Origin of the sequence: Janthinobacterium sp. NKUCC06_STL (assembly GCF_019345455.1) — a bacterium.
Taxonomy (GTDB): domain Bacteria; phylum Pseudomonadota; class Gammaproteobacteria; order Burkholderiales; family Burkholderiaceae_D; genus Janthinobacterium; species Janthinobacterium rivuli.
Genome location: NZ_JAHKQY010000003.1, coordinates 115,688 through 133,112, shown reverse-complemented (window position 1 = coordinate 133,112; position 17,425 = coordinate 115,688). Strand labels below are relative to the sequence as shown.

17 protein-coding genes and 1 pseudogene are annotated in these 17,425 nt (G+C 56.2%); 7 read left to right on the top strand and 11 right to left on the bottom strand.

Going from position 1 to position 17,425, the window contains the following annotated elements; all coding sequences use genetic code 11:
* Positions 1 to 153: 153 nt before the first annotated feature.
* On the top strand, positions 154 to 1,713 hold the full coding sequence (locus KO539_RS13145; RefSeq protein ID WP_219310033.1) for a methyl-accepting chemotaxis protein: 1,560 nt from the start codon (positions 154 to 156) through the stop codon (positions 1,711 to 1,713).
* 52 nt (positions 1,714 to 1,765) lie between these two features.
* On the opposite strand, the gene KO539_RS13140 is transcribed toward KO539_RS13145, so the two are convergent.
* Positions 1,766 to 2,746 (bottom strand): LysR family transcriptional regulator, encoded by a 981-nt coding sequence (locus tag KO539_RS13140; protein ID WP_034752642.1) that lies wholly within the window; start codon positions 2,744 to 2,746, stop codon positions 1,766 to 1,768.
* 206 nt (positions 2,747 to 2,952) lie between these two features.
* On the opposite strand from KO539_RS13140, the gene KO539_RS13135 reads away from it, so the two are divergent.
* The gene (locus KO539_RS13135) at positions 2,953 to 3,258 is read left to right on the top strand and encodes a hypothetical protein (RefSeq protein WP_035823429.1); all 306 of its coding nucleotides are present in this window, start codon (positions 2,953 to 2,955) and stop codon (positions 3,256 to 3,258) included.
* 61 nt (positions 3,259 to 3,319) lie between these two features.
* Here KO539_RS13135 and KO539_RS13130 read toward each other — a convergent pair whose 3' ends face one another.
* The 5 genes from KO539_RS13130 to KO539_RS13110 form a co-directional block, all read right to left on the bottom strand.
* Positions 3,320 to 3,916 carry a chalcone isomerase family protein gene (locus tag KO539_RS13130; RefSeq protein WP_099403844.1) on the bottom strand — a complete coding sequence of 199 codons (597 nt, stop codon included), beginning with the start codon at positions 3,914 to 3,916 and terminating at the stop codon, positions 3,320 to 3,322.
* Positions 3,917 to 4,028: 112 nt separating this feature from the next.
* Complete coding sequence (locus KO539_RS13125) at positions 4,029 to 4,292, bottom strand: YfhL family 4Fe-4S dicluster ferredoxin (protein WP_035823425.1); 264 nt, start codon at positions 4,290 to 4,292, stop codon at positions 4,029 to 4,031.
* A 14-nt stretch (positions 4,293 to 4,306) separates the two neighbouring features.
* Positions 4,307 to 4,804: a pantetheine-phosphate adenylyltransferase gene (gene coaD / locus KO539_RS13120; protein ID WP_034752633.1), complete on the bottom strand. Its 498-nt coding sequence runs from the start codon at positions 4,802 to 4,804 to the stop codon at positions 4,307 to 4,309.
* Between the two features lie 112 nt (positions 4,805 to 4,916).
* On the bottom strand, positions 4,917 to 5,576 hold the full coding sequence (gene rsmD, locus KO539_RS13115) for a 16S rRNA (guanine(966)-N(2))-methyltransferase RsmD (protein ID WP_219310031.1): 660 nt from the start codon (positions 5,574 to 5,576) through the stop codon (positions 4,917 to 4,919).
* A 70-nt stretch (positions 5,577 to 5,646) separates the two neighbouring features.
* Positions 5,647 to 6,552 carry a DUF6279 family lipoprotein gene (locus tag KO539_RS13110; protein WP_219310029.1) on the bottom strand — a complete coding sequence of 302 codons (906 nt, stop codon included), beginning with the start codon at positions 6,550 to 6,552 and terminating at the stop codon, positions 5,647 to 5,649.
* A gap of 25 nt (positions 6,553 to 6,577) precedes the next feature.
* On the opposite strand from KO539_RS13110, the gene glmU reads away from it, so the two are divergent.
* Positions 6,578 to 7,954: a bifunctional UDP-N-acetylglucosamine diphosphorylase/glucosamine-1-phosphate N-acetyltransferase GlmU gene (glmU, locus tag KO539_RS13105; protein WP_219310027.1), complete on the top strand. Its 1,377-nt coding sequence runs from the start codon at positions 6,578 to 6,580 to the stop codon at positions 7,952 to 7,954.
* A gap of 649 nt (positions 7,955 to 8,603) precedes the next feature.
* Here glmU and KO539_RS13100 read toward each other — a convergent pair.
* Positions 8,604 to 9,077, bottom strand: a complete 474-nt coding sequence (locus KO539_RS13100) for an Lrp/AsnC family transcriptional regulator (RefSeq protein ID WP_035823420.1) — start codon at positions 9,075 to 9,077, stop codon at positions 8,604 to 8,606.
* Between the two features lie 161 nt (positions 9,078 to 9,238).
* Here KO539_RS13100 and glmS point away from each other — a divergent pair, with 161 nt between their 5' ends.
* On the top strand, positions 9,239 to 11,068 hold the full coding sequence (glmS, locus tag KO539_RS13095; protein ID WP_219310026.1) for a glutamine--fructose-6-phosphate transaminase (isomerizing): 1,830 nt from the start codon (positions 9,239 to 9,241) through the stop codon (positions 11,066 to 11,068).
* A 534-nt stretch (positions 11,069 to 11,602) separates the two neighbouring features.
* Here the strand turns inward: glmS and KO539_RS13090 are convergent.
* The 3 genes from KO539_RS13090 to KO539_RS13080 form a co-directional block, all read right to left on the bottom strand.
* A complete protein-coding gene (locus KO539_RS13090) occupies positions 11,603 to 11,740 on the bottom strand; it encodes a restriction endonuclease (protein ID WP_257626283.1) in 138 nt (45 codons plus the stop codon).
* 383 nt (positions 11,741 to 12,123) lie between these two features.
* Positions 12,124 to 12,921, bottom strand: coding sequence for a hypothetical protein (locus KO539_RS13085; protein ID WP_158300271.1), 798 nt, complete (start codon positions 12,919 to 12,921; stop codon positions 12,124 to 12,126).
* Complete coding sequence (locus KO539_RS13080; protein WP_099403846.1) at positions 12,918 to 13,241, bottom strand: tyrosine-type recombinase/integrase; 324 nt, start codon at positions 13,239 to 13,241, stop codon at positions 12,918 to 12,920. The genes KO539_RS13085 and KO539_RS13080 overlap by 4 nt, the downstream gene beginning before the upstream one ends.
* Positions 13,242 to 13,341: 100 nt before the next feature.
* Here KO539_RS13080 and KO539_RS13075 point away from each other — a divergent pair.
* From KO539_RS13075 to KO539_RS13065, 3 genes and pseudogenes are all read left to right on the top strand, one after another.
* Positions 13,342 to 13,820: pseudogene (locus tag KO539_RS13075) on the top strand (transposase); the annotation flags it as partial.
* A gap of 645 nt (positions 13,821 to 14,465) precedes the next feature.
* Positions 14,466 to 16,148 (top strand): anti-phage dCTP deaminase, encoded by a 1,683-nt coding sequence (locus KO539_RS13070; RefSeq protein WP_099403847.1) that lies wholly within the window; start codon positions 14,466 to 14,468, stop codon positions 16,146 to 16,148.
* Between the two features lie 176 nt (positions 16,149 to 16,324).
* Positions 16,325 to 16,546, top strand: coding sequence for a hypothetical protein (locus KO539_RS13065; protein WP_158300272.1), 222 nt, complete (start codon positions 16,325 to 16,327; stop codon positions 16,544 to 16,546).
* Positions 16,547 to 16,849: 303 nt separating this feature from the next.
* Here KO539_RS13065 and KO539_RS13060 read toward each other — a convergent pair whose 3' ends face one another.
* The gene (locus tag KO539_RS13060) at positions 16,850 to 17,335 is read right to left on the bottom strand and encodes a toll/interleukin-1 receptor domain-containing protein (protein ID WP_374106402.1); all 486 of its coding nucleotides are present in this window, start codon (positions 17,333 to 17,335) and stop codon (positions 16,850 to 16,852) included.
* Positions 17,336 to 17,425: the final 90 nt, after the last annotated feature.

Below are 17,425 nucleotides of genomic sequence, written 5' to 3'. Positions count from 1 at the left end.
TAGGGTAGAACTACAATTCTGCTATCCGGTAGCCGGCCTGAAAACGACGCGCAGACGTTGTATTCAGGGTGCAAGGTGGGCAATCGTGCCCACCCGCATACGGCCACAGCACGTCCCTCCCGGGACGTGACGGGTTCGCGCAGCGGGGGACAAATGAAGCAGTTGCAGCATCAGCTGGTGCGTTTCTTTGTATTCACGATCCTGGCCATGGCCGTCGCCTGTTGCCTGGCCTATTTGCTGCTGCTGTCGGGCGGCGAGCATCCCTATCTGATTGCCTGCGTGGGCGCCGCCATCGGCGCCGCGCTGCTGGCGTTTGCCGGCCGTCCGCGCGGCGAACCGGGCTTGCACCAGTTCGCCGACACGGTGGGCAACGCCATCGATGCCATCATGATCGGCGCGGCGGAAACCTCGTATTTTGTCGATTCCGTCAAACAGAAGGTGGAACTCGACGTGCGCACGGCCAGCGACATCGCCGACAGCTCGGTACAAAATGCCGCCATGACGGAAAAGATCGCCGCCAATGCGGAACGGGCCGCCAAGGTGGCCGCCGGCGTGCGCGTGGAAAGCGTGGCGGCGCGCGCCGAAGTGGACCAAGGCTTGCGCCGCATCAATAGCGCCCGCGAAGAAGCGCAAGGCGCTTCCAGCAACATGCTGAGCTTGCAGGAAAAATCCAAACGCATCACGGGCTTTACGGAAGCCATTTCCGATATTTCCGCGCGTACCAACTTGCTGGCGCTGAACGCCGCCATCGAAGCGGCGCGCGCCGGCGAACACGGCCGCGGTTTTGCCGTGGTGGCCGGGGAAGTGCGGCAATTGGCGCAGCGCACCAAGGAAGCCTCCGATGAAATCAGCGTGATGGTGCGCGAAATCAATGAACAGGCGGAAAAAGCCGCGCGTGGCATGAGTTCGCTGGCGGCCGGTGTCACGGAAGCGGCGCGCAACGTGGAAAGCGTGCATGCCTCGCTCAGCCATATCGAGGAATCGTCGGGCGAGTCGGAAGACGAGATCGGGCAGATCGCCCGCGCCTCGCGCGAGCACGTCGACACGACGCAAGTGATCGCCGATGCCATCCTGCAAATCCGCGACAGCATGCTGTCGACGAATGCCGAATTGCCGCGCGCCACGCAGTCGGCCATGGCCCTGGCCGAGCGGGCCGAAGTGATCGCCGGGGCCCTCGGCGAATCGAGCGTGGCCACGCCGCACGACGAGATCCGCGAGGCGGCCCAGCGCGCCGCGCGCGAGGTGGGCAAACTGTTCGAGCAAGCGATCGCGTCGGGGCGCATCACGCGCGAAGCCCTGTTCGACCGCCACTATCGCCCCATCCCGAATACCAATCCGCCCAAGCACAACACGAAGTTCGACGCCTTTACGGACAAGGTGTTGCCCGACTTGCAGGAAGGCGTGCTGGCCGCCCTGCCCCACCTGGCCTACGCGGGCGCCGTCGACAACAATGGCTATTTTCCGACGCACAACAAGAAGTTTTCCCAGCCGCTGACGGGCGACTACGCCACCGACATGGTCAATAACCGCACCAAGCGCATCTTCAGCGACCGCACGGGCAAGCGCTGCGGCAGCAACACCAGGGCTTTCCTGTTGCAGACGTATAAACGCGACACGGGCGAGGTCATGCACGATTTGTCCGTGCCCATCCACGTCGAGGGCAAGCACTGGGGTGGATTTAGAATCGGTTACCGCTCCAGCAATCACGCATAGCAAAACGCCTGATGAGAGATCATCAGGCGTTTTTTCTTGCGCAGGCTACGGTTTATTCAATATGCGGTTTCGGCGCCACGCCGCCGCCGGCCGCCGTCGCCGTCCGTAAAGTCGGCGTGTTCATGCTTTCCAGATGATTGCGCAGCCATTTGTGGGCGGGGCTGCGGGCGTCGCGCTCGTGCCATAGCATGTCCAAGTGGACGGCCGGCAAGGTCAATGGCAAATCCTTGTACAGCAAGGACTCCGTCATGCCCGTCGAGGCGATCAGATGGCGCGGCAAGACCGTGATCAGGTCGGAATTGGCGACCACTCTGCCTGCCGTGAAGAACTGGTTCACCGTCAGCAAAATGCGCCGTTCGCGGTGGATCTGCGACAGCGCCTCGTCGATCAAGCCATGCGCGCGGCCGGAAAAACTGACAAGTAAATGGTTCGCCGCGCAGTAGTTATCCAGGGTCAATTCCTTGTCGGCCAGCGGATGGCCGCGCCGCATCACGCACACATACTTGCCGGAATACAGGCGTTCGTGGCGGATGGGCGAACCCGTTTCGCTCGACAATTGCGCCGCCACGCCGGGAAAGAAGCCGACGGCCAGGTCGATATCGCCGCGCAGCAGCATCGGGCGCGGTTCGCGCGTGGTCAGCGGCATCATGCGCACATTGACGCCCGGTGCTTCGCGTTCGATCGAACGCATCAATGACGGTAGCCAGAACGCGGCCGTCGCATCGGCCATGGCCATGCGGAAGGTGGCGTGCGTTTTCGACACGTCGAAGGTTTCCGGCGTGACGGCCGCTTCCAGGCTGGCCAGGGCCGAGCGCACGGATGGCCACAGGGCTTCGGCGCGGGGCGTGGGTTTCACGCCATACGCCGTGCGGATCAGCAATTCGTCACCGAGGCTCTCGCGCAGGCGTTTGATGGCGTTCGATACCGCCGGCTGCGTCATCGCCAGGTGGCCAGCTGCGCGCGTCAGGTTTTGTTCCGTCATGACGGCGTCGAAAACACGCAGCAAGTTCAGATCCAGCGTCAGAAAACTCATGGAAAGCCCAAGATAAAAGTTGAATTGATTACTTAAAATTGATTACTTAGGAGTGTAAACCGCGCCGGGCACGAATATTTTCACTCGTCAAAAAATATTACAGTTTTCCATTCACGATTCATATAATTGGTATCAAGAAATGGAATTAGATTTATATGTTGCACTGCACTATAGTACTGGCAAATTCTATAATGCACTGGAACACTATGTCTACCTTCGCCTCCGCCCTGTACGCAGTATCCGCACCCGTGCTGGAGATTTCCCTGCTGAACACCCTGCAACTCGTGCTGGTGATCGTTGCCGTGGGCGCCTTCGCCCTGCTGTTCAAGCCTTTGCTGGTGGGCATCGCCCGCGCCATGATGCTGGTGGTGCGTCCCAAACTGAGCCGCGAAGAACGCCTGGCGCGCCAGCAGATGCGCGAAGCGCAAGCCTTGCAGCGCACCTTGGGCAAGATGGACGGTGTGTCGCCAAGCAATGCCGCTGAATTGCGCGCCCTGTCGACCCGCGCATAAGCTCGCTTTTGCAGAAAGACAAGCCGGCGCGAGCCGGCTTTTTTTACGCCCGCGTTTTGCTTCAGGCCATGTCACCCAGCAAATGCGCGCGCAACACCGTGTCGGCCGGATGGGCGCCGATCCAGATTTTCAGCAGCGCATTGTAAAAGGCCAGGTCCGGCACCGTGTCGCCCACCTGCTTGCCGTTCAGCTTGCACAACGTTCCCTCTTCCGGCAGCCAGTCCACGGTGAGAATGTCGCCCTTTTTCAGGCCGGGCACCATTTCGAACATGGCGCCGAATTGCATCGTCTGGCTCAGCAGGCGTGTGCGGTCGGCCTGCTCGGAGCTGCGCTTCAAGCCCTGCATGAAGGCTTGTCCCAGTTCGTCGGAAGTGATGTCGCGCAGCATGACGATTTCCAGGCGGCGCGGTCCGGGCAGGGCCAGGATGTCGGCCAGCTGGGTTTTCTTTTCAGGCAGGTACAGCGCGATCGTGTAGACCTTGAAGATGACCTTGTAGCGCACGCCGGCGCCGTTGAGTTTTAATTCGCGGCTGGCCAGCTGCACCGTGTCGTCCAGCTTGACGCCGCCGATCTCGACGGCCAGCGCCGGCTGTGCCAGGACGGCGCTCAGGCAGGCGGCCGCGAGGGAGCGGCCCAAACGGGATGTGCTTATTTGCATCTTCTACCTCCGTGGAAACCATGGGCTGTGGATAAGTCAGCACACAGTGTAGAACAGTTGGCAGAAGCTGGCGCCACGCAGAAGTGGCCTGGATGTGGCGCGGGAGAAAAGCTTAAGTCTTGGCGGGAAGTTCCGCCTGCAGGCGTTCGTACTTGGCCATCAATTGCTCCGGGCTTTCGCGCCAGGCGGGATTGAAGGGGATGCAGCTGACGGGGCACACTTGCTGGCATTGCGGCTCGTCAAAGTGACCCACGCATTCGGTGCACTTGTTGGGATCGATTTCGTAGATTTCCGCGCCCATGTAGATCGCGTCATTCGGGCACTCGGGCTCGCAAATATCGCAATTGATGCATTCGTCGGTGATCAGTAATGCCATGATTTCACTCTTACTTATTGCGATGAAGCAGCGTTGGCGGCAATCTTGTTTTGCAGCCAGCGGTTCACCGAGGGGAAGACAAACTTGGAGACGTCGCCGCCCAGCGCCGCGATTTCGCGCACGATGGTGCCCGAAATGAACTGGTACTGGTCGGATGGCGTCAGGAACATGGTTTCGACATCGGGCAGCAGGTAGCGGTTCATGCCCGCCATCTGGAATTCGTACTCGAAATCGGAAACGGCGCGCAAGCCGCGCACGATGACACGCGCCTCATGCTTGCGCACGAAATCCTTGAGCAAGCCGGAAAAGCTTTCCACTTGCACGTTCGGGTAATGGCCAAGTACTTCGTTGGCGATTTCCAGGCGTTCGTCGAGCGAGAAAAACGGTTGCTTGTTCTTGCTGTCGGCGACACCGACGATCAGCTTGTCAAACAGACCCGATGCGCGGCGCACCAAATCTTCATGACCGCGCGTGAGCGGATCGAATGTTCCTGGATAAACGGCTACAACCATTGCGGCTCCCTGACGATGCACCAATATAGACGCGCATTATGCCTGAAATTGGTGACCACCTTGGTGCAGCGCCTCGGGGCAGGGAGCTTTTTTGCCTCATTTATAGGCAGATTCAGGCAGTTGCCGGCACTTTGTTGTAAGTTAGCAAATGATAATAAACGGTGCCCGCCTTGTCGGCGCGGATGACTTCCCATGGCGCCATCCACTCCGGTTTTTCCAGTGCGCTGGCTTCATCGAAGACCAGCGGCAAGCCCGATTCCGCGTACACCATGCCGCCTTCCTTGAGCAGGTTGGCGCACAAGGGCAACACTTTTGCGAGGAAATCCTGCTGGTAGGGCGGATCGAGGAAAATCAGGTCGAAACGCTGGCCGCGCGCTGCCAGGCCTTGCGCCGTCAGCAGGGCGTCGCCGCGCAGCAGTTGGACATTGTCGGCACGCAATTTCGCCTTGTTCTCTTCCAGCTGGCGGATCACGGGCGTGTGCGTGTCGACCATGGTGACGGAGCCTGCGCCGCGGCTGGCCGCTTCAAAACCGAGCGCGCCACTGCCGGCGAACAGGTCCAGCACCTGGGCGTTGGACCAGTCGCCGTCACGCAAGTGATTGATCCAGTTAAATACGGTTTCACGCACGCGGTCCGGCGTCGGGCGCAAGCCGAGTGCCTGCAAAACAGGCAGCACGGAGCGCTTCCACTGGCCGCCGATGATGCGCACCTGGTTCGGTGGCGGCGCGTGGTGGACGGGGACTTTGGCGGGTTTTTTAATCTTTTTTTGCATGGGGGATTTCTTCAATTCGGTGTCGGCCACTATAGCATATGGCCCCCTCCCCCCTGCTGGCGCTGCCTGTCTATTTGGCTTGCGTGACCAGGGAATTGAAATCGTCGATCCAGCCCTGCATGCGCTTGACGGCGTGGGTCTTTTGCGCCGGCGTGGCGCTCTTGATCACCGTCATGACCATCTGCGCCGTGCTGTTTTCGTAGGCATCGAAGAAGGCTTTGCGCTCGGAATGCTCGAGGCGCTCGAAACTGTCCTTGATCAGGGTCGTGATCAAGCCCACGGTCGCTTCCTTGCCGAGTTTTTCCTGGTGGACTTTCTTGACCAGGTTCAACACGTTCTGCTGGCGCCGCATGCGTTCGTCGAGCCAGATCTCATTGTTCAGCGGACGCGCGTCGGACGCCTTGCGGATGAGGGCTTCCTGCTCGCTGCTGAAGCTGCCGAACCACAGTTCGAATTGCTCCATGGCTTTCTTGTAGCGCAGCTTCTGGCGCTTCTCCTGGTCGCCGCTCAGGTATTTCTTGCGGTAATCCTCATTGTTCGACTTGAACTTCTTTTCCATCTGTGCGATCTGCTCGGGCTTGAGCGAGCGCGCCAGGTCGGCCAGCTCGGGCGCCGCCTTCAGCAACAGCGCCTGGGTGCGCTGCTTGATCTCGCTGTAGTCGGCCATCAGGTCCGCCTGCGTGATATTGCCTTGCAACTGCTTCTGGCCCGTGTGCAGGATTTCCACGTAATCCTTCAATTGGGTCTTGCGGTGCCAGTCGAACAGCTTGTCGATATCGTCGCGCACCCAGCCTTTCTGGTCGCGGTCCAGGTCGACATACGCGTTCAGCCACCAGTACAGCACGGTATCGCCATTGTTGTAGGCCAGGCGCAAGCCGCTGCAGCCGGCCATGACGACGAGCAGTAAGGCCAGCACGGCATAAGTAAAGCGGTTGAAGGGCGTGGAAGACGGGGCCTGCGTGTTAAACTTTTTCATATTCTTAACTTATAAAAGACGGTCTATGAACGTTGTCATTCTCGCTGCCGGTATGGGCAAACGCATGCAGTCGGCACTGCCCAAGGTATTGCACCCGTTGGCGGGCAAGCCGCTGTTGTCGCACGTCATCGACACGGCGCGCGGCCTGGCGCCGTCCCGATTATGCGTGATTTACGGGCATGGGGGCGCAGCGGTGCTGAAGTTGCTCGACGGCTACAAGGTGAACCATGCAGTGCGGATCGACGCCGCCGAGCAGGCGCAGCAACTGGGCACCGGTCATGCCGTGCAACAAGCGCTGCCTTTGTTCGATGACAGCGTGCCGACCCTGATCCTGTACGGCGACGTGCCGCTGACCAGCGCCGCTTCCCTGCAACAACTGGTGCAGGCGGCTGGCAACGACAAGCTGGCCATCCTGACCGTGGAACAGGACGATCCCTTTGGCCTGGGCCGCATCGTGCGCGAGCATGGCGCCATCGTGCGCATCGTCGAGGAAAAAGATGCCACGCCTGAAGAGCGCGCCATCAAGGAAATCAACAGCGGCATCATGGTCGCGCCTACCGTGCAGCTGAAACAATGGCTGTCGGCCTTGTCGAATGACAATGCGCAAGGGGAATACTATCTGACCGATATCGTTGCCCAGGCCGTCGCCGACGGCGTGGCCGTCACCTCGGCCCACCCGGCCGCCGTGTGGGAAGTGGCGGGCGTCAACAGCAAGGTGCAGCTGGCCCAGCTGGAACGCATCCACCAGAACAATATCGCGCAAGCCTTGCTCGAGCGGGGCGTGACCCTGCTGGATCCAGCGCGCATCGACGTGCGCGGCGAACTCATCTGCGGCCGCGATGTCACCATCGACGTCGGTTGCGTGTTCGAAGGCAAAGTTGAACTGGGCGACGGCGTGCGCGTGGGCGCCAACAACGTCTTCATCAACGCCACGGTGGCCGCTGGCGCGTACATCAAGCCGTTCTGCCATATCGAGGACGCCGTCGTCGGCGCCGCCTCCATCATCGGCCCGTACGCGCGCTTGCGCCCGGGCACGGTCCTGGCGGAAGACGTGCACATCGGTAACTTCGTCGAAGTGAAAAACAGCCAGATCGCCGCGCACAGCAAGGCCAACCACCTGGCCTACATCGGCGACGCCACCATCGGCTCGAAGGTCAACATCGGCGCCGGCACGATTACCTGTAACTACGATGGCGTGAACAAGTTCCGCACGGTGATTGAAGACGACGCTTTTATTGGCAGCGACAGCCAGCTGATCGCGCCCGTCACCGTCGGCAAGGGCGCCACCCTGGGCGCCGGCACGACCTTGTCGAAAGATGCGCCGGCCGGCAAGCTGACGGTCTCGCGTGCGCGCCAGGTGACCATCGACGGCTGGACGCGTCCCGTGAAAATCAAGAAATAAGCGCACCGCCCTCGGTACGCATGACGCCGTCAGCCTGTCCGGCTGGCGGCGTTTTTTTGCGCCTGTGGATAATCCTGTGGAGAGTTGGCTAGCAACCCGGGATAAGTCCGACCATTTTTCCCATCCCGTACTTTCTCCGTATTGTTGTGTGTGGATAAACATGTGAACAAGCATGCGAACAAGTGATGGATAAGCCCGGTATAAGCTGCGTATAAACGGTAAAGAAGCTGTGGAAAAGACGGGATAAGTTATCGGGCCCAGCTTGCCAATCCAGCATACAAGCCAGTTTGAGCAGGCTGAAAAAGTATCGTTGGTTTTTGCTTACCTGGACTGTGGATAAGCTTGTGCGCAATCTGAGAATAAGTGATGAATAACTTATAAGTCATTGTATTGTAAGGATATTCAAGAGTTGTTCGTCAATGCGGGTTGTGGATAAGGCTGTGCAAAAGCCTGTGCTTAAGGCATGGACAAGCCATGGATAAGCCGGGATAAGTTTTATCTTGGAGGTCATGTATATTTATTCAGGGGCCTCATGCGAGGCCGGATGTGGCGGCTGTGGAAATCTGGAATTTTTTGTGTTGTGGATAAGCTTGTGCATAAGCAGGCGAAAAACCAGGGATAAGCCGGGATAACTTGTCTGCAGCCTGCTTCACACGGCGATGCGCGTCTCGAATTTGCTGCGGAACGTGGAAAAATAGCTTTTTACGTTGCGCACATTGGCGTGCGCGGCGAACAGGCGGTGCGCCAGCGCGTGATATGCGGGCATGTCGGCCACCTGCACCATCAGCACGAAGTCGGGCCCGGGGGAGACGCGGTAGCATTGCAGCACGGCAGCTTCTTGCGCAACCAGCTCTTCGAATTCCGCCATGCGTTCCGCCGCCTGCACATCGAGCGTGATTTCCACGATGGCCGTCAGGCGCGCGCCCACCAGCTGTGGCGCGACGATGGCCACTTGCCGCTCGATGACGCCGCTTTCGCGTAAATGCTTGACCCTGCGCAAACAGGTGGGCGCCGAGACGTGCACCGCTTGCGCCAGCTCGCTGTTGGTTTGCGATGCATCAATTTGCAGGGCGTTCAGGATGCGACGATCGATCTCGTCGAGAGTAATGTTGCTATTGTTCATGATTTTGATGAATTGGGAAATATATAGAGTTTAAATGAAATAATATTTCATCATAAAATAGTCGTGAAATATTCAGTCAAAAATACACAGATTTAGAAAGCATATTTCATACACTCTGCATTAGCATGCATGCATTGATTAAATTTTAAACAGAGGTTTCCATGTGCGGCATCGTCGGCGCGGTAGCGCAACGTAATATCACTCCCATCCTGGTCGAAGGCTTGAAGCGCCTGGAATACCGCGGCTACGATTCCTGCGGCATCGCCCTGCATGCGGATGGCCGTTTGCAGCGTTCGCGCTCCACCTCGCGCGTGGCCGAGCTGGAAAAGCAGATCGCCGAAGAAGGCTTGAGCGGTTTTACGGGCATTGCCCACACGCGCTGGGCCACGCATGGCGCCCCTGTCAACTTCAATGCCCACCCGCACTTTTCCCCAACGGAAGAGAACGCCAGAGTGGCGCTGGTGCATAACGGCATCATCGAAAACCACGACGAACTGCGCGCCGAACTGACGGCCCTCGGTTACGTCTTCCAGAGCCAGACGGACACGGAAGTGATCGCCCATCTGGTCGAGCACATGTATAACGGCGACCTGTTCGAGACCGTGCAGCAGGCCGTGAAACGCCTCGACGGCGCGTATGCGATCGCCGTGTTCTGCCGCGACGAGCCCCACCGCGTGGTCGCCGCCCGCCAGGGCTCGCCCCTGATCGTCGGCCTGGGCAATGGTGAAAACTTTGTCGCGTCCGACGCCATGGCCCTGGCCGGCACGACGGACCAGATCATCTACCTGGAAGAAGGCGACGTGGTCGACCTGCAACTGTCGCGCTGCTGGATCGTCGACGTCGACGGCAAGCCCGTCGAGCGCGAAGTGAAAACCGTGCACGCCCACACTGGCGCGGCCGAGCTGGGCCCGTACCGCCACTACATGCAGAAGGAAATTTTTGAGCAGCCGCGCGCCATCGGCGACACCTTGGAAGGCGTGACGGGCATCATGCCGGAACTGTTCGGCGACAACGCCTATGCCATCTTCAAGCAGATCGACCGCGTGCTGATCCTCGCCTGCGGCACCAGCTCGTATGCGGGCATGACGGCCAAGTACTGGATCGAGTCGATCGCCAATGTGCCCGTCAGCGTGGAAGTGGCCAGCGAATACCGCTACCGCGACAGCGTGCCGCACCCGAACACCTTGGTGGTGACCATTTCGCAAAGCGGCGAAACGGCCGACACCCTGGCCGCCCTGAAACATGCGCGCAGCCTGGGCATGCAGCACACCTTGACCATCTGCAACGTGGCCACCAGCGCCATGGTGCGCGAATGCGCGCTGGCCTACATCACGCGTGCCGGTGTGGAAGTGGGCGTGGCATCCACCAAGGCGTTCACGACGCAGTTGGCCGGCCTGTTCCTGCTGACCCTGTGCCTGGCGCAAGTCAATGGCCGCCTCTCCGAAGAACAGGAAGCGGCGCACCTGAAAGCCATGCGCCACCTGCCCGTCGCCATCGCGTCTGTGCTGGCGCTGGAACCGCAAATCATCGCCTGGTCCGAGGAATTCGCGCGCAAGGAAAACGCCCTCTTCCTGGGCCGCGGCATGCACTACCCAATCGCTCTGGAAGGCGCGTTAAAGCTGAAGGAAATTTCCTACATCCACGCCGAAGCGTATCCGGCCGGCGAACTGAAACACGGCCCGCTGGCCCTGGTGACGAATGAAATGCCGGTCGTCACCATCGCACCAAACGACGCCCTGATCGAAAAGCTGAAATCGAACATGCAGGAAGTGCGCGCCCGTGGCGGCCAGTTGTACGTCTTCGCCGACGTGGATTCCCGCATCAGCTCCGGCGAAGGCCTGCACGTCATCCGCCTGCCCGAGCACTACGGCGACCTGTCGCCGATCCTGCACGTGGTCGCGCTGCAACTGCTGGCCTACCACACGGCACTGGCACGCGGCACGGATGTGGACAAGCCACGCAATCTGGCGAAGTCGGTGACGGTGGAGTAAGCGGGGCGGATTCGGCCTTTCTTATTCCTGCTCAATAAAGTCGTAAATGGCTCATTAAAGTCGTAAATGAGTCATTAAAGTCGTAAATTGAGTAGGCGAGCGGGAGACTTGATCGAACCCTGATGTTCTTACCCTTGGAGCCAAGCACTATTTTATTCATGGACGACACAAGGATTGAAAATCTTTGTGTCGGTGGTTCGATTCCGCCCCGGGCCACCAAGAACATCGTTCACGCAACGCCAATCCATCGAGATTGGCGTTGTCGTTTCCGGGGTTTGCAGTCCTCGTGTCCGGTCCATTTCTGGTTCCGCCGGGGGGACTGATAGCTAGCGATTAGGTCATATATTCATTCATAGGCGGAAGACTCTTCACAATGCGGACGCTTTCAAGACTTACGCGGACAATTCGTTTTAGCAAGTCCACAATGTAACGCGGATTCGAATTTTCAGCACACCAGCCGTTAGGATCGTTTTTGTCGGTGGTGGAGATGATCAAACGATGGGAGAAGGAGCGTTCGCCAGCAGATGTCGCGAATCATTTTCCCGACGCCGTGAAGAAAGAGTCGATGTCGCCCTTCTGGAGTGCGTGGTCTGGGTCGTAAAACTTGCATTGGATAGCCCAATAGTCCCCGGTCCCACGTTTTCGAGCGACGAGGTCAATTCCCACATCCATCCCAGAGCGATCGGTGCCAAAACACCCATCCAGGCGCTCAAAGAATGGCAGCAAAAGAAGCCGGAGCTATTCGTAAAGCGCGTTTATGATCAAACGGGACTGGACACCAAATGGCTGCCGAGTTGAATCAACTTGGCATTCTCGCCGTCATGGGTATTGTGACTTCCAACCCAATGAGGTAATATCGGATCAGTGCGGTAGTTTATATTAGTTAAAACGCTTACTTCATAAGTAAGAGAAGAGGGAGCAAAGCCCTCCTGCAAATTTCCAAAACCTTGATGTACCAACAACAAATTAGCTTTTTCCTTCCGAAATATGAATAAAGCTATTGGCCAAAGCCAACTTGAATTTTAATTCAAGAAAAAATTTGACCAACGCATTTCTCAAGCTTTCGGTTGTTTCTTGGCTCCAATCACTAGTTGGTTCTGTTTCGGGTCCCATCTTTCGAAATTTTCGTTCTTCCATTCATTTATTCCAGAAAACAAATCTGGAGCTTGAACTGGTAATCCAAGAACGCGATTATCTCCATTTTTGTTAATGCCGAGCAATAAGCAATGGCCATTTCGCCGGATCGTTACTACTTGTGGCACACCTCCGACACTCGGCAAATTAACATCATCTATGCATTCGCAAAATCTATGGAACGCTTGATAAGTTGTATCTGGTGGCACTTTTCCCCTAAATGTTGAAGCGCCACTGCCCCTTATAATTCTATCTGTTCGTTCTTTTTTCTCTGACGGTTTTACATTTCTAGTAAACTCGATTTTATTAATTGTTACAACCATTTCTTTAGAAATTATTATTTCAAAAACGTTGTAACTATTGATATGTCGCTGTATATAAATGATACTTGAGGACGAAACAATTTGTTCTTTAGGATAGCTGATCAAGGCATCTTTAATTAGATCTGCATACAATTCCACGCGATTCAGAGTGGTCGGAAGACTATTAAATCCTCCTAGGTTACCAAGTTGCACAATCTGACTGAGTGTTTGTGTCACGCACATGACGTCACCGCAGTAACCAAATATTTCTTTGGTTATCGGAATGCAAAAAACTTTTTGCGCATAATCCCACGTAGAGTTGTTTCCCCACGAAATTCGGCTGTCTGTAGTAATGTAGACCGCCGATGGATCAGTTTTTCCGTCATCAAAGGCCGCCCAGGCTAGCAGTAATGTCATAAGTTTACGCCCAAGTTAAAATTGAAGTTTTCGAATAAAACTATCTCGAATCTCGGCAGAAGATTCCATACTTCTAGTGGTGGATGGTACTTATAAAATGTCGGCTTCCGTTTTGCAGCATCCCTTACGTTCCAGTAAACGTGTCCGGTGATCAATTGAGCTTCATGACCAACGATCTTAGCTACTGCATGTTCAGGAACGTCGTGATCAAACAGTGCCGATATGAAGGTGTGCCTGAAGCTATGAAATACCTTTGTGAGCTTGCCATCTATACCACAACGCTTTTTATAGCGCTGAAACCAATTTGATGCAGCGTGCACGAATCCTTCTCTCCGCTGGCTAAGCTCAGGAAATAGTGTAGTGGTTTAATGTACCCGGACACTGATTTAGGCGAGAATGCTCGCCATGGAGAGGTGTTTGATGAGTAAGCAAAGACGTACGTTTTCCCCTGAGTTCAAACAGCAGGCGGCATGCCTGGTACTGGATCAAGGATATAGCCATACGGAGGCAAGCCGGTCGGTCGGCATCGGCGAATCAGTGCTGCGCCGCTGGGTGCAGCAGCTTCAGTTGGAGCGGCAAGGCATCACGCCACAGAGTAAGGCAATGACGCCTGATCAGCAGCGAATACAGGAACTCGAAGCGCGCATTGAGCGTCTCGAGCGGGAGAAGTCCATTTTAAAAAAGGCTACCGCGCTCTTGATGTCGGGAGGGACCGAACGTACGAGGTAATCGATCAGATTTGTGGTGACGAATCAATCGAGTTGATCTGCGCGGTGTTCGACGTAGCGCGGTCATGCCTGTATGAGCATCGGGAGCGCACCCGGCACATTGATGTTGAGCGCATGGCATTGCGTAGCCGCGTGCACGAGCTGTTCGTCGAGAGTCGCAGTTCGGCGGGAAGAAACCTACGAGTCCGATTGGTTCAGCGTTTCGAGCAGGACGAATACCCGCCAAACGGCTTCGAGGACATCGACCTGGGGTGGCAATGGGTGCTGAAATTCGTCACCTGGTACAACGGCGAGCTATTTGCATAGCGGCCTGGTTTTCGTGAAGCCGGAACAGCGCCACAGTGGCGTGGCCGACGCCATTCTGCAACAGCGGAGGGTGGTCTACGCGCAGGCGCGGGAGCGCCATCCGTTATGCTGGAAACGGCCGCCACGCGCGTGGGGGGTAGCCGACGAGGTTTGGCTCAACCCGCCGTCCAGAGTTGAGCAGCGCCGTGCTGCATGACTTGGTGAGGAAAGGACAAAATCGACACATTCTAAAATAGATTTATACGACAACTATCTTGACGCGTACCGTAAATGCCGCATTGTCATACTTCTTTTAGACTCACCACGTGACCGCTACCGACGCGTGGCGAATGATCAATTCGTCGAGCTGGCCCGTTTCTTCCGTTCAATCAAATCTAGGAAGTCTGCCATCGACGCCATGAATGCAATTTTAATGATTCTTGTCAATAAATTACGGTAGAATTGTTTTAGTTATTGATAATTAACAAATTTCCGACGTCATCGTCGCCTTAGAATTTTACAGAGAAATTGATGAGCGCCCAGATTAAAGAATCCCCGCAGAGAACGAGCAACATACCGCGCGGATCCGTCGTGGGCCTTCTTGAAAGTCGCGCGTCCAAGGAGTTTGTGATTGGAGTAATGGGCGCGGTAGGCTCCGGCTTGCCGAGCATTGTCACTGAATTCGAAGAGCAGTTGGTCAAGCTAGGATACCAAGTTGTTCGCGTGAAGATGAGTTCCTTTATAGCCGCTCAGATCGAAAATAAAACGGTGACAGTGCCTGTATCGGATATGGATGATCGGTATCTCAAATATCAGAGTGGCGGCAACGAACTTCGTAGACTTTACGGCCATGACATCATGGCCAAGTACGCCATCAATCAGATAGGCCGAAACCGCTTAGCGATTGATCCAGAGTTAAAGGATCTGACCAAAGAGCCGCCAAGGATTGCTTACCTCATCGACCAGATTAAGCATCCTGATGAGGTTGTCTTGCTCCGAACGGTTTACCGGAATAATTTCTATCTCGTCGGCGTCATGAGTTTGGAGGCCAATCGAAGAGCGCGGCTCAAGGACGATGGCATGAAGCCGGATTTGATCGACCAGGTCGTCAACCGTGACCGTAAGGAAGGCTACAAGTTTGGTCAGCAATTAGAGAAGGCATTCAAACTCGCCGATTACTTTATCCATCATCCGTTTGGAGTGGAGAAACTGGTTACCGACCAGGTCGAGCGCTTTATCCATTTGACGCACGGTGATAACGCGATCACGCCCACTAAGCATGAACATGCCATGTACGTAGCATACTCAACAGCCATGAAGTCAAGTTGCCTGTCACGTCAGGTTGGCGCCTCGATTACGGACGTTTCGGGCCGACTGATCGCGGTGGGCACCAATGACGTCCCACAGTATAAAGGTGGCCTCTATAGCTCTGAAAATCCCACGGATGATCGTTGCTTTAAGACGCACAAGATTTGTGAAAACAACGCTGAAAAAAACCGTCGATTTGCGAAAATTAAACTGGGGATTGAAACCAAGTTTGCTGAGGTCTTTAAGGACGCGGACATGGCGAAGATTGCGGAAGCGAATGTCGCAGCGATTGCAGACTTCGTCTACGAGCAGTCGGGTATTCCTGATCTAATAGAATTTTCGCGAGCAGTGCACGCCGAGATGGACGCGCTTATTTCTCTGACTCGCGGGGGCGGCGGGTCGACAGTGGGAGGAAGCCTTTACGCAACAACCTTCCCTTGTCATAACTGCGCTCGCCACATCATCGCGGCGGGAATAGACAAGGTCTACTATATTGAACCCTACGAGAAAAGTCTTGCGCCGGAAGCGCACAAGGATGCGATCGAGGTTCTAGATCACGACAATGATTCTGTCCCCGCCAATCCGCCCGTGCAACACACCAGACTAAGATTTGTTCATTTTTCCGGCGTCGGCCCCCGCATGTACACAGATTTTTTTCAACGGGACACGCGGAAAAATGATAACGGCGATTTCGTGCCCAACAGGACGATCAGTGGCGAGTTCCCGATTAAAATTATTCATGAATACATCGACCCACATCGTGTTTTTGAAGTGAAAGTAGCGACGCTGTTTGATGAGGTCTTCCCGATCACTACGCCGGCGCCTGTCGTCGCCTCACTCGCAGCGGCACCGGTCGCCCCACCTGGTCTTGGCACCAAAGGTTCGGGTGCAGCAAACGAGGGTTGATGTCGTCCTCTCCGACGATGGCGTCGAGGATATGTTGCGTAGACTATAATTTTTTTTGTAACGAACGAGCACGAAATTAGCATTCTGCTAGACTGAATTCCGGTGACAAGGTCATGTATAATCTATGACTTTTAGAAATTTGCGCAGGTAAGTGTGCTTACACAGGGGGAGCTTACATGTTCAACAATGTTCACGACGACAAGCAATTATCGCTGAACTTCGAGTTCAGCCAAGTGGAAGAATGCCCGGCAAAGACGGCGCCGGTTTCCATGGCAATGTCAGTTCGCTCGCGTTTGGAACTGGTTGTAAACAATCGCACTAACGTATCCCGTCTCTCTCCTGATTCGGTAGAGATCACTCGGATTCTGGCTGGTCAAGCTAAGACGTTAGGCTGGTAATCAACAGCATCCCGCGTAACTTCCCTGGCCACACTTGTGGCCTGGTTTAACGTATCCGAGTAGCCGTAGCCATCGCTCTTCCGTCCCGATTGGTAGCCATCTGGCAGTCGCGCATTCTGCTCCATCCCAAAAAAGTACTCTGTCTTATAGTCCCCCAGTCTAGTCTTTAGAATTCGGGCGAATTACGTCGGCGAAAGTCCACATTCCCACGACCTGACCTGTTGGATCCGTCCCAGCAGTTAGTGGTGCGCATACTCGCTGAAACACCCGGAAGCCCGGAAAAGCTTGGTGTGAAAAATGAAATTAGATCGTGACCAATTCGGAGATTTTTTTCGCGACCGCCGCCATTGACTCTTCTGCAGTGTCCAAGCCGGTTCGAGAGGCGAGCATTGGGCTGACATTGCGGAGATCTGCATACGTGGTGTTGTGAACGATGGGAATGATCTGGTTGCCCGCCAGGAGCACTGAAAGTTCCTTGTCAGCGACGCTCTCTTTCGGGAGGCGAGCCAGCAGCGCAGGGGTCACCAGCACAAGCCCGATGCGCGAATTGGCTAACCCTTTGTCGATGGCGCGCATCATCGGCACGCCGAGGCCAAGGTCTTTCTCGCTGAACCATACTTTGACACCAGCCGCCACAAGCAAATTGTGAAGCTCTTTGGCGGCCCCATTGCGGTCGTCCCACGCGTGGCAAAGGAAGACGTCACGCAGGTCGGGTTGCTCCACTGCTCGTTTCTCGACGTATTCGCGGACTGGTGTCAGTGTCTGCACCTCGGCGGCCGTGTACACCACGGACGAACCCGTGCGGGACCAGCGCGGCCTAGGACTGCTGGACCCGCTAACGCTGCTTCGGCCGCCACCGCTGCTTCCCGCCGAGGAGTA